Origin of the sequence: Dietzia psychralcaliphila, from assembly GCF_003096095.1 — a bacterium.
Lineage (GTDB): Bacteria > Actinomycetota > Actinomycetes > Mycobacteriales > Mycobacteriaceae > Dietzia > Dietzia psychralcaliphila.
In genome coordinates, this window is the sequence record NZ_CP015453.1 from 1292219 (window position 1) to 1304870 (window position 12652).

General features: G+C 69.9%; 9 protein-coding genes and 1 pseudogene. 9 read left to right on the forward strand and 1 reads right to left on the reverse strand.

The annotated features are described in order from the left end of the window. Nucleotides 1-18: 18 nt before the first annotated feature. Nucleotides 19-1878 carry a translation elongation factor 4 gene (gene lepA, locus A6048_RS05815; protein WP_107748197.1) on the forward strand — a complete coding sequence of 620 codons (1860 nt, stop codon included), beginning with the start codon at nt 19-21 and terminating at the stop codon, nt 1876-1878. Nucleotides 1879-1968: 90 nt separating this feature from the next. On the opposite strand, the gene A6048_RS05820 is transcribed toward lepA, so the two are convergent. After that, nucleotides 1969-2481: a CGNR zinc finger domain-containing protein gene (locus A6048_RS05820; protein WP_107748198.1), complete on the reverse strand. Its 513-nt coding sequence runs from the start codon at nt 2479-2481 to the stop codon at nt 1969-1971. A 26-nt stretch (nt 2482-2507) separates the two neighbouring features. On the opposite strand from A6048_RS05820, the gene A6048_RS05825 reads away from it, so the two are divergent. The 8 genes and pseudogenes from A6048_RS05825 to A6048_RS05860 all read left to right on the forward strand — a co-directional run bounded on the left by A6048_RS05825 (nt 2508) and on the right by A6048_RS05860 (nt 12627). Next, nucleotides 2508-3329, forward strand: a complete 822-nt coding sequence (locus A6048_RS05825) for a TSUP family transporter (RefSeq protein WP_107748199.1) — start codon at nt 2508-2510, stop codon at nt 3327-3329. Between the two features lie 33 nt (nt 3330-3362). Further along, nucleotides 3363-5471: a M3 family metallopeptidase gene (locus A6048_RS05830; RefSeq protein WP_107748200.1), complete on the forward strand. Its 2109-nt coding sequence runs from the start codon at nt 3363-3365 to the stop codon at nt 5469-5471. Between the two features lie 9 nt (nt 5472-5480). Continuing rightward, nucleotides 5481-5690 (forward strand): hypothetical protein, encoded by a 210-nt coding sequence (locus A6048_RS05835; protein WP_107748201.1) that lies wholly within the window; start codon nt 5481-5483, stop codon nt 5688-5690. A gap of 141 nt (nt 5691-5831) precedes the next feature. After that, a pseudogene (locus tag A6048_RS18850) lies at nt 5832-7193 on the forward strand (WS/DGAT/MGAT family O-acyltransferase); the annotation flags it as partial. Nucleotides 7194-8287: 1094 nt separating this feature from the next. Then, nucleotides 8288-9505, forward strand: a complete 1218-nt coding sequence (hemW, locus tag A6048_RS05845) for a radical SAM family heme chaperone HemW (RefSeq protein ID WP_107748202.1) — start codon at nt 8288-8290, stop codon at nt 9503-9505. 50 nt (nt 9506-9555) lie between these two features. Beyond that, a complete protein-coding gene (hrcA, locus tag A6048_RS05850) occupies nt 9556-10596 on the forward strand; it encodes a heat-inducible transcriptional repressor HrcA (protein WP_107748203.1) in 1041 nt (346 codons plus the stop codon). Between the two features lie 65 nt (nt 10597-10661). Then, entirely contained in the window at nt 10662-11825 is a 1164-nt protein-coding gene (gene dnaJ, locus A6048_RS05855) for a molecular chaperone DnaJ (RefSeq protein WP_107748204.1), read from the forward strand. 4 nt (nt 11826-11829) lie between these two features. Continuing rightward, a complete protein-coding gene (locus tag A6048_RS05860) occupies nt 11830-12627 on the forward strand; it encodes a 16S rRNA (uracil(1498)-N(3))-methyltransferase (protein ID WP_107748205.1) in 798 nt (265 codons plus the stop codon). The last annotated feature ends 25 nt before the right edge of the window (nt 12628-12652 follow it).

Here is a 12652-nt window from a genome sequence, read left to right on the forward strand (position 1 = left end):
CCCGGGCCCGCCCGAGGAGTGATCGAGATTCCCAACTTCGCAGAGACGACGTTCACCGATCCAGCCAGGATCAGGAACTTCTGCATCATCGCGCACATCGACCACGGCAAGTCGACGCTTGCCGACCGGATGCTGCAGCTGACCGGTGTGGTCGAGGAGAGGCTCATGCGAGCCCAGTACCTCGACCGCATGGACATCGAACGCGAACGCGGCATCACCATCAAGGCGCAGAACGTCCGCCTGCCGTGGGTGCCGCGCTCCGGTGCCCACGAGGGCGAGGAGATCGTGCTGCACATGATCGACACCCCGGGCCACGTGGACTTCACCTACGAGGTCTCCCGCGCGCTCGAGGCGTGTGAGGGGGCGATCCTCCTGGTGGACGCCGCGCAGGGCATCGAGGCGCAGACCCTGGCCAACCTGTACCTGGCCATGGAGAACGACCTCGAGATCATCCCGGTGCTCAACAAGATCGACCTGCCGGCGGCGGACCCGGAGCGGTTCGCCGAGGAGATCTCCCACATCATCGGCTGCGAGCCGGACGAGGTCCTGCGGGTCTCCGGCAAGACGGGCGCGGGCGTCGAGGAACTCCTGGACAAGGTGTGTGACGTGATCCCGGCGCCCGTGGGTGACCACGACGCCCCGGCGCGCGCGATGATCTTTGACTCGGTCTACGACACCTACCGCGGTGTCGTCACCTACGTGCGCGTCGTCGACGGTTCGCTCAGGCCGCGCGAGAAGGTCAAGATGATGTCGACGGGCTCCACCCACGAGGCGCTCGAGGTCGGGATCATCTCGCCCGAGCCCAAGGCCACCAAGGGGCTCGGCCCCGGCGAGGTCGGGTACCTCATCACCGGGGTCAAGGACGTCCGTCAGTCCAAGGTCGGCGACACGGTGACGAGTGCCCGGGGTGGCGCGGAGGACCCGCTGGCCGGGTACAAGGAACCCAACCCGATGGTGTTCTCGGGGCTGTACCCGATCGACGGATCCGACTACCCGGTGCTGCGCGACGCCCTGGACAAGCTCCAGCTCAACGACGCCTCGCTGGACTACGAACCGGAGACCTCGGTCGCGCTGGGCTTCGGCTTCCGCTGCGGTTTCCTGGGTCTGCTGCACATGGAGATCACCCGGGACCGGTTGGAGCGCGAGTTCAACCTCGACCTGATCTCCACCGCGCCGAACGTGGTGTACCGAGTGGTCGCGGAGGACGGCACCGAGCACCAGGTCACCAACCCGTCGTACTGGCCCGAGGGCAAGCATCGCGAGATCTTCGAGCCGATCGTCAAGACCACGATCATCGTGCCGAGTGAGTACGTGGGCACGACCATGGAGTTGTGTCAGTCCAAGCGCGGCGAGATGAAGGGCATGGACTACCTGTCCGAGACCCGCGTCGAGCTGCGGTACGTCATGCCTATGGGCGAGATCATCTTCGACTTCTTCGACTCGCTCAAGTCCCGCACCAAGGGCTACGCGTCGATGGACTACGAGGAGGCCGGCGAGCAGGCGTCCGACCTGGTCAAGGTCGACATCCTGTTGCAGGGCGAGGCCGTGGACGCGTTCTCCGCGATCGTGCACCGGGACTACGCGCAGGCCTACGGCAACAAGATGACGGGCAAGCTCAAGGAGCTGATCCCGCGCCAGCAGTACGAGGTGCCCATCCAGGCGGCGATCGGCGCGAAGATCATCTCCCGCGAGAACATCCGCGCCATCCGCAAGGACGTGCTCTCCAAGTGCTACGGCGGCGACATCAGCCGCAAGCGCAAGCTGCTCGAGAAGCAGAAGGAGGGCAAGAAGCGCATGAAGTCGATCGGTCGAGTGGACGTGCCCCAGGAGGCCTTCGTGGCCGCGCTGTCCGCGGACTCGAGCGCGGACAAGAAGTAGGACGCGGTCAAGGAGTAGGACGCGGTCAAGAAGTAGGTCGGGGGCAGGAAGTAGCCGGGCGGGCGCCGGGGTGCCCTCGGTCCCGCGCGCTCAGTTCCTCGCCCTGTGACGCCGTACGGCGGACCGGTTGGTGCAGCGGGTCGAGCAGTACCGCTTGCGCCCGTTTCGGGTGGTGTCGGCGAAGACGTCCTCGCAGTCGTCGGCCGCGCACCTCGCCAGCCGGTCGATGCCGCGCGAGGTCAGGTGAAGTGCGGTGCCCACCGAGAACATGGCGGTGAGCAGGCGGGCGAACGAGACGTCGTCGGCGCGGTAGTGCACGTGCCAGTGGCCGTCGTGGTCGGTGAGTCGCGGCGGAGCCGAGTGTTCGGCGAGCAGGGCGTTGAGCGCGTCGGCCCGCCCGCGGGGGTCGGTGGTGTCGACGACGACGAGCCAGTCGTCGAGGAACGTCAGCACCTCGTCCAGGTCCGCGTCGGAGGCGTCCCGGTCGATGGTCACACCCGACTCCCGGCAGCGGTCCACCAGTTCACGGGTGGTGCGGGGGCGGCGGCCCGCCAGGTCGGCGGCCAGTGTCACCGGATCGGCCCCGTAAGGGTTGATATACACAAACCAATTACAGCACAGTTGTGGGCATGCCTCAGTCGCTCGCGGGTCTGGCCGCGTCCCCGGCCCTCGGAATCTCCCTGTGGGTCCTCGTCTCGCTCGTGCTGGCGGCGTTCGTCGCGGGCTGGGTCGACTCGGTGGTCGGCGGGGGCGGGCTCATCCAGCTCCCGGCGCTCGTCATCGCGCTGCCCGCGGACGCCTCGACCCCCGAGATCCTCGGAACCAACAAGCTCTCCTCGGTCGCGGGGACGCTGGTCGCCTCCCTCACCTACCTCCGCAAGATCAGGGTGCCGGTCGGGATGGTGCTCCCGCTCGTGGTGGCCGCGTTCGCGGGATCAGCCGCGGGCTCCTCGGTGGCCCGGTTCATCCCCAGGGACCTGCTCACGCCCGTCGTGCTGGTGGCGGTGGTCGCCGTCGGTGCCTACACCTGGTTCCGCCCCACCATGGGGCGCACCCACGAGGACCGGTACACGGGCTGGGCGCGGACCTGGCGCTCGGCGCTGATCGGTGTGCTGATCGGGTTCTACGACGGGGTGCTGGGCCCGGGCACCGGGTCCTTCTTCGTGATCGCGATAGTCGCGTTCCTGGGCTTCGGCTTCCTCCAGGGCACCGTGGCGGCCAAGCTCGCCAACCTCACCACCAACGTCGCCTCGATCCTGGTGTTCGGCATCCACGGCGAGGTGCTGTGGATCATCGGTGGCTGTATGGCGGTGGCCAACCTCACCGGTGGCTACATCGGCGCGCGGATGGCGATGCGGCACGGCAACGAGTTCATCCGCGTGGTGTTCCTGGTGGTCATCGGCATCCTGGCGGTCAAGCTGGCGTGGGACACGGTGGTCCAGTGGACGTGAGGCCGGCCGGGGGGCAGACGTAGACTCGCCCCCATGACCCTCCCGACCTCCGAACCCCGCCGCCACCCGCTGCTCGACGAGTCGCCGCTGCCGTACGGACTGCCCGACTTCGCGGCGATCGACGAGGCGGACCTGGAGCCGGCTATCCGGACGGCGATCGACGACCACGCGGCCGAGGTCGCGGCCATCGTGGCCAACCCGGAGTCGCCGACCGTCCACAACACGGTCATCGCCCTCGAACAGTCGGGCCAGGCGCTCCACCGTGTGCTGTCGGTGTTCTACGGACTCCTCGGTCCGGATGCGACCCCCGCCCGGCTCGACGTGGACCGGGTGGTCTCGCCACTGCTGGCCGCGCACGGCTCGGCCGTCATGACCGACCCGGGTCTCTACTCACGTGTCGACGCCGTCCATTCGGCGTTGGAGGCGGGGGAGCTGGAGGTCGACGACGAGACCGACCGTCTGATCCGCCGGCACCACCGCGATCTGATCCGTGCGGGTGCGGCGCTCGACGACTCCGGCCGCGCTCGGCTGACGGCCATCGACACCCGGCTGGCCGAACTGACCACCGCGTTCGGCGAGAACCTGCTCGCCTCCACCGCCGAGCTCGCCGTCCCCGTGACCGAGGAGGCCGAGCTCGCGGGCCTGCCGGCATCCATGCTGTCGACGCTCGCCGCCACCGCTGCGGAGGCGGGCCGGGACGGGTGGCTCATTCCCCTGGGCCTGCCCACGGTTCAGCCGATCTCGGCGTGGCTGGACCACCAGGGCCTCCGGCGGCGCGTCATGGAGGCCTCGCTGCGACGGGGGTCGACCCCGGATCACGACAACTCCCCGATCGTCCTGGAGATAGTCCGGCTCCGCGCCGAGCGTGCGCAACTGCTGGGCCTGGGCTGCCACGCCGAGCACGTCCTCGCCGTGGAGACGGCCGGTTCGCCCGACGCGGCACGAGGTCTGCTGCTCGACGTGGTCGACGCCGCTGTCACCAATGCCCGCAACGAGGCCAAGGACCTGCTCGGCGGAGAGGACCGCGAGTTGAACCCGGCCGACTGGGCCTGGGAGTCCGAGCGGCTGCGCGCCGACCGCTACCAGGTGGACGACGCTCGCGTCCGGCCGTACTTCGAGCTCGAACGGGTGCTCCGTGACGCGGTCATGTACTCGGCCTCCGAGCTCTACGGCCTGCGCTTCGTCGAGCGGCCGGACCTGCGCGGATTCCTGCCGGACGTCCGCGTGATCGAGGTCTTCGACGACCAGCGGAGCCAGCCCGACGCCGGGATCGGTCTACTGCTCCTCGACTACTACGCCCGCCCGACCAAGCGGGGCGGGGCCTGGATGAGCTCGTTCCGCGACCAGTCCCGGCTCCTGGACTCGCGGCCCGTCGTCGTCAACGTCATGAACCTGTCCCGCCCCGCGGCCGGTGAGCCGAAGCTGCTCACCATGGACGAGGTCACCACGATGTTCCACGAGTTCGGGCACGCCCTGCACGGCCTGCTGTCGGATGTGGAGTACCCGGTGTTCTCGGGTACCTCGGTGCCCCGGGACTTCGTCGAGTTCCCCTCGCAGGTCAACGAGATGTGGGCGCGCCGACCGGAGATGCTCGCGCGATACGCCCGCCACGTGGAGTCCGGGGAGACGATCGGTCAGGACCTCGTCGCGCGCATGCGGGAGGCCGAACGCTTCGGCGAGGGGCAGGCGACCGTCGAGTACCTCGCCGCCGCCCTGCTCGACCTGGCCTGGCACTCGCTCACGCTAGAGGAGGCCGAGGCGGTCACCGACGTGGACGAGTTCGAGGCGAGGGTGCTGGCGGACGCGGGGCTCGACGTCCCCGGCGTGGAACCCAGGTACCGATCACGGTACTTCCAGCACATCTTCGCCGGCGGGTACTCGGCCGCCTACTACTCGTACTTCTGGGCGGAGGTCCTCGACGCGGACGCCGCCGAGTGGTTCGCCGAACATGGGGGACTGCAGCGTTCCTCGGGTGAGGCGATGCGTCGTGAGGTGCTGTCGCGGGGCGGAGCGATCGACTTCCTCGACGCCTACCGCGCCATGCGCGGGTCGGACCCGAGTCCGTCGGCTCTGCTCCGTCGCCGAGGCCTCGACAGTTCGGTGGTGGGCGGCCGCGAGGTCGCTGCCGCCGGGCGGTCGTAGGATCGATCCGTGACGGCATTCCTCGAGTTCTGGGACAGGGTCGAACTCTGGCTCGCCACCCTGCCGTTCCCGCTTCAGGTGTTCATCATGCTCGCCGCGGGAGTCCCGCTCTTCTTCCTGGTCGCAGTGGGCGTCGAGCGTGTGGCGGATGTGCTCGTGCACCGGTTCCGGGGGCTGGTCGCCTCCGGGGACGCCGACACCGGGAAGGAGGTCCTCTGATGCCCCGGTCGCGTGTGACTCTCGCCCTGATCCTGCTGATCGCGCTCGTCGTGATCGCGTGGCTCCTCCTCGACGTATTCTGAGGAGAAGCGGTCCGCGGAACCCACTCTGCGGGCCGGACTACGGACGTACACTCCCTCCATGCAGCGCCTGAGTGGACTTGACGCCAGCTTTCTCTACTTCGAGACCAGAGCCCAGCTCCTGCACGTGTGCGGCCTGATAGTGCTCGACGGATCCGAGATGAACGGTGGATATTCGTTCGACGCGCTCCGGGCCGAACTGGCCCGCCGGGTCACCGGGATGCCCGGCTTCCGGCGCAAGCTGCACGACTCGCTGCTGAACATCGACCACCCGGTCTGGGTCGAGGCCGAGGACTTCAACATCGACCACCATCTGCACCGGGTGGGCCTCCCGGAACCGGGCGGGGACGAGGTGCTCGCGGAGCTCTGCGGCCACCTGGCCAGCCAGCCGATCGACCGGTCGATGCCGCTGTGGCAGATGTATGTCATCGAGGGGTTGCCCGACGGTCGGTTCGCCGTCTTCGCCAAGATGCACCACTCGACAGTCGACGGCGTCACGGGTGCCAACATGATGTCTCAGCTGTGCTCGCTCACCCCGGACGATCCATCGCTCGACCAGGAACTGGTGGAGGAGACCGCGGGCGGGTCGGGAGCCCTCGAACTGGCCGTGGGTGGCGCGTTGTCCCGACTGGCCACGCCGTGGCGGCTTGCCTCGCTGCTCCCGGGAACCCTGGGGGTCCTGCCGTCGTGGATCAACAGGGCCCGCAAGGGACTCGCCATGCCGGCGCCGTTCACCGCGCCCCGCACGCCGTTCAACCGCACCATCACGGGGCATCGGTCCATCTCGTACGCGAGTGTGGACCTGGATCAGATCAAGCGGATCAAGAACGCCTTCGGCACCACCGTCAACGACGTCGTGCTGGCCCTCTGCTCGACCGCCCTGCGCACGTACCTCGATGACCTGGACGAACTGCCGCCGAAGCCCCTCATCGCGATGGTCCCGATGTCCGTGCACTCCGCGGAGTCGCGCCCCGGTACCAACCGGGTGTCGGGCATGTTCATGTCGCTGGCCACGGACATCGACGACCCGGTCGAGCGGCTCGAGTCGATCCGGGACGCCAACACCGTGGCCAAGGACCATACCGACGCGCTCGACGCCAATCTCCTGACCGACTGGGCGCAGTTCGCCGCGCCGTCGGTGTTCGGTTCCGCGGTCCGGATGTACTCGCGTCTGAGGCTCTCCGAGCGCCACCCGGTGGTGCACAACCTCATCATCTCCAACGTGCCCGGACCCAACATCCCCCTCTACTTCCTCGGAGCCCGGGTCACGAAGATGCTGCCGATGGGCCCGGTCTTCCACGGCGCCGGACTCAACTGCACGGTGATGTCACTGGACGGGGAGCTGCACTTCGGGTTCATCGCCTGCAAGGACCTCGTTCCCGACCCCTGGCCCCTGGCGAGGGCGGTGGATGAGGCCATGGAGGTGTTCGTCGCCGCCGCCGAGGAACGCGAGGCGAGCGGAGCCCCCACCGCGGAGCGGATGTCCGCGGCCGAGTTGGCGCAGTTGCGGAAGGACTTGAAGAAGGCGGGTCGCCAGTCGTCGGGACGCAAGGGGGCCGCCGCCACAGAGTCTTCTGACGAAGCGGGAACCGCGACGAAGGCTCCGGCGACGAAGGCGCCCGCGAAGAAGGCGCCCGCGAAGAAGGCGCCGGCCAAGAAGGCGCCCGCGAAGAAGGCCCCGGCGAAGAAGGCTCCGGCCATGTCGACCGAGCTGGCGGAGCTCCCGAGCACGTCGACGGAGCTGGCCGAGACCTCCGGAAGCTCGACCGGCGTGGCCGAAGCCGCCGCCACGACGCCGCCGGCTGAGACGACGGCCGCCAAAAAGACCGCGGCCAAGAAGAGCCCCGCCAGGAAGACCGCAGCCACGAAGACCGCAGCCACGAAGACTGCGGCCACGAAGACTGCGGCCGAGACGAAGCCCTCCGCGAAACAGGCTGCGGCCAAGAAGAGCCCCGCCAAGAAGAGCCCCGCCAAGAAGACCGCAGCCACGACGACGTCGAGCGAGACGAAGCCGTCCGCGAAGAAGACCGCCGCCCAGACGAAGCCGTCCGCCGCGAAGCCCCCGGCCCAGAAGAAGCCCCCGGCCCAGAAGAAGCCCCCGGCCCAGAAGAAGGCCACTGCCAAGAAGGCTCCGGCCCGGAAGGCTCCGGCCCGGAAGACCGCGAGCAAGCCGACGGGATCCAAGCCCGTCTCCTCACGTACGCCCACCCCCGGATCCGCCGAGGCACCCACCCCTGCGCCCGACACCGACCCCGACACCGCGCCCGCCACACCGACGTACAGCGCTCCCGTCGCCACCCCCGTCGGAGGCCCCGAAGGCCCGGCATCCGGCACTGTGGGCTCCGTGACCAGACCAGACAACGCGCCCGCGGCCGAGCCTGCACCAGGTACCGAGCCGGCCTCCGACGTCGCCACGCCGACCTACAGTGCGCCGGCCACCTCGGTTCCGGCCTATTCAGCGGCGACCTCCGAGCCGGGGGGCGGTGAGACCGGGAGCGACCGCGCATCCGGTCAGGCGTGACGACCGGGGTCACCGATCCAACCGGCCTCGCCCTCTCCCCGCCGCCGCGCGACCCGCGGGCACCGTTCGGCATCTACCTCCACGTCCCGTTCTGTGCCTCCCGGTGTGGCTACTGCGACTTCAACACCTACACGGCCGGCGAACTCGGGTCCGCGACCTCGCCCGCCGACTGGGAGCGCGCCGCTGCACTGGAGATCGAGCGGGCCGCGTCGGTCCTGGCCGGGTCGGGTACCCCGCCGACGGTCGACACGGTCTTCGTCGGCGGCGGGACACCGTCTCTGGTGGGGGCCGAGGTCCTGGTGGGGATGCTCGAGCGCATCCGGTCGACGTTCGGCCTCACGCCCGGCGCCGAGGTGACCACCGAGAGCAACCCCGAGTCCACCTCGCCGGAGTTCTTCGAACGACTCCGCGAGGGCGGGTTCACCCGGATCTCGCTGGGGATGCAGTCCACAGCGGCGCATGTCCTGCGCGTACTGGACCGTGCCCACACCCCGGGCCGCCCACAGGAGGCGGTGGCCGAGGCGACCCGCGCAGGGTTCGACCACGTCAACCTCGACGTGATCTACGGGACTCCGGGGGAGACCGACGACGACCTCGCCCGCACCCTCGACGCCGTGGTCGACGCAGGTGTGGACCACGTGTCCGCCTATTCGCTCATCGTCGAGGACGGCACCGCCCTGGCCCGGAGGATCCGGCGGGGAGAGCTGCCCGGGACCGTCGACGACGTGCTGGCCGACCGCTACGAGCAGGTGGCGGAGCGACTGTCACGGTCGGGCTTCCACTGGTACGAGGTCTCCAACTTTGCGACCGACGAGGCGGGATACTGCCGCCACAACATGGGGTACTGGCGCGGTGGTGACTGGTGGGGGATCGGGCCCGGCGCACACTCCCACGTCGCCGGTGCCCGGTGGTGGAACCTGCGTCACCCGGCCCGGTACGCCGCGGCCTGCGACTCCGGGGACCTGCCGGTGGAGGGCGGGGAGCGGCTCCACGACGCCGACCGGCACCTCGAGCGGATCATGACCGGCCTGCGGCTGGCCGAGGGGCTCCCCGACGGGGCGTTCACGGCGGAGGAGAGAGAGCGGGCGGACCTCCAGGTGGAGGCGGGTCTGCTGCGGCGCCGGCCCTCGGACGGGGCCGACGGCCCCGGGTACGCGCTGACGGAGTCGGGCAGGTTGCTGGCGGACGGTGTCGTGCGCGACGTCCTCCTGTAGAACCGCTGGCCTAGAATCGTCAGTACCCAGGGCGCGAGGAGGAGGATCCGATGTCGAGCACGGCCGATCGCAGGACCGACGTCCTTCGTGCGATCGTCTCCGACTACATCGCCTCGCACGAGCCGGTCGGCTCCAAGACACTGGTCGACCGCCATTCCCTGGGGGTGTCCAGCGCGACGATCCGCAACGACATGGCGGTGCTCGAGGCGGAGGGCTTCATCGTCCAGCCCCACACCAGTTCCGGCCGGATCCCCACGGAGAAGGGCTACCGCCACTTCGTCGATTCGATCGAGGAGATCACGCCGCTGTCGCGCGCCCAGCGACGCGCTATCCAGGCGTTCCTCGAGGGCGCGGTCGACCTGGACGACGTCCTCCGGCGGGCGGTGAGGTTGCTGTCCCAGCTCACCCGCCAGGTCGCCGTGGTCCAGTACCCGGTCCTGGGCAGTTGCACCGTGCGCCACCTCGAGGTGGTGAGCCTGGCCCCCACCCGACTGTTGTTGGTGTTGATCACGGACACCGGCCGCGTGGACCAGCGGACCGTCGAGCTGGCCGCCCCGCTGACGGACGGCGATCTGTCCGAACTCCGGACCCTCCTCTCGGAGGCGGTGGCGGACAAGCGCCTCAGTGAGGCATCGAAGGCGCTGACCGCCACGCCGGAACGCGCCCGCCCCGACTACCGCGACGCCGCGGAGCGGTGCGTGACGGTACTGGTGGAGACACTGGTGGAGCAGCCGGACGACCGCATCGTCCTGGGAGGAACCGCCAACCTCACCCGTAGTGCGGCCGACTTCGACGGATCCCTCAGGTCGGTCCTCGAGGCGTTGGAGGAGCAGGTCGTGATCCTGCGGTTGCTCTCGGCGGCCCAGTCCGTGGGGATGGGAGGCCCCGGCGGGGTCACCGTCCAGATCGGCGAGGAGACCCGGGCGGCGGAGATCCGCGGCGCGTCGGTGGTGTCCTCCGTGTACGGCTCCGAGCGCCAGATGCTCGGCGGGATGGGGGTGCTCGGGCCCACGAGGATGGACTACCCGGGAACAATCGCCTCGGTCGCCGCTGTTGCCCACTACGTGGGCGAGATCCTGTCCGGGCACTGACGCCCGTAGCCTCACCCGGGACCAGTTCTTCCACTTGACCAATTTCACTTGACGAAAGGCGACACGTGTCACGCGACTACTACGGGACCCTCGGGGTCGATCGGGGTGCCTCGGAGTCCGAGATCAAGCGCGCCTACCGCAAGCTCGCCCGCGAGCTGCACCCCGACGTCAACCCGTCGGACGAGGCGCGTGAGCGGTTCACCGAGATCACCGCGATGTACGAGGTCCTCACGGACCCCGAGAAGCGACGCGTCGTGGACATGGGCGGCGATCCCCTCGACTCGTCGCCCGGAGGCGGATACGGCGGCGGCTTCGGAGGCGGAGGGTTCGGCAGCGGTGGTGGCCTGGGCGACGTGTTCGAGGCGTTCTTCGGCGGCGGCGGGGGCGGTGGCGGACGTGGTCCCCGGAGCCGTGTGCAACCGGGCTCCGACGCGCTGATCCGCGTGAACCTGACCCTGGCGGAGTGCGCCACCGGCGTCACCAAGGAGATCCAGGTCGACACGGCCGTCCTCTGTGAGACCTGCCACGGCAAGGGGTCGAAGAGCGACGCGCCGCCCGCGAAGTGCGGAATGTGTCAGGGGCAGGGTGAGATCCAGTCGGTCCAGCGCTCCCTGTTGGGCAACATCATGACCAGCCGCCCGTGCCCCACCTGCGCGGGCACCGGCGAGATCATCACCGATCCGTGTGGCGACTGCACCGGCCAGGGGCGCGTCCGCAAGCGTCGCACCGTCTCGGCCAAGATCCCCGCCGGCGTAGGCGGCGGGATGCGGATCCGACTGGCCGGTCAGGGCGAGGTCGGCCCCGGTGGTGGTCCCGCCGGTGACCTCTACATCGAGGTCAACGAGCGCACCCACCCGGTGTTCGTCCGGGACGGGGAGGACCTGCACTGCACGGTTCGCGTCCCGGTGGTGGACGCCATCCTCGGTGGCAGGGTGGACCTGGAGACCGTGGTGGGCGACGACCTCGAGATCGACATCCCGGCCGGCATCCAGCCCGGGCACACGGTCACCCTGTCGGGTCGCGGCATGCCCCGCGTCCGCGGCGGCGGTGCCGGCGACCTCACGGTGCACATGGAGGTGGTGATCCCCGAGAAGCTGGACCGCAAGCGTCGTGATCTCGTGGAGCAGCTGCGCCGGCTCGGCGGCGACTCGGCCGAGATCGTCAACGAGGACACCGCCCGCCGAGGCGGGTTGTTCTCGCGTCTGCGCGACGCGGTCGCGGGCCACTGAGCCGGTGACCCCGCCCCTGTTCCGGGTCGACACGGTCCCCGCCGTCGGCGAGACGGCCGTCCTGGACGGCACGGAGGGTAGGCACGCCGGCTCGGCCCTCCGGGTGCGGCCCGGGGAGAACATCCGGGTGGGCGACGGCCGTGGCGCGGTGGCCGACTGCACCGTACTGACGTCGGGACCCGGCCGGGTCGAGGCGGAGGTCCTGGCCCTGGACGTGGTCGCCCGCCCGACGCCCCTGGTGACGATCGTCCAGGCCCTCCCCAAGTCCGAACGCTCCGAGCTCGCCGTGGAGCTGGCCACGGAGGCCGGGGCGGACCGGATCGTGCCGTGGCAGGCGGACCGGTGTGTGAGCCGCTGGGCGGGGCCCAAGCTCGACAAGGGCCGCACGAAGTGGGCCAACGCGGCCCGTGCCGCAGCCAAGCAGTCCCGGCGGGAGTGGGAGCCGGAGATCGGCGGACTCCTCGACTCCACCGCTCTCACGGCGCTCGTGGCCGACGAGGTCGGGGCGGGAGCGGCCGTCCTGGTGCTGCACGAGGACGGAGCCGCCGGATTCGCGGACGCCGTGACCGCGGCGGGGCCCGTGGAGCGGATCCTCCTCGTCGTCGGGCCCGAGGGCGGCGTCTCCGACGCCGAGATCGACTCACTCACCCACGTCGGGGCCCGCGCCGTCGTCCTGGGTCCCGAGGTGCTGCGCACCTCCAGCGCCGCCGCGGTGGCGCTGGGCGCCCTCGGAGTTCTCACGCGGAGATGGGCCCGCGCTGGTACTACACTCGACCCGTCCGCACCACCACCCAGGAAGTGATCCACGTAGGTACCCCAGAGAACGA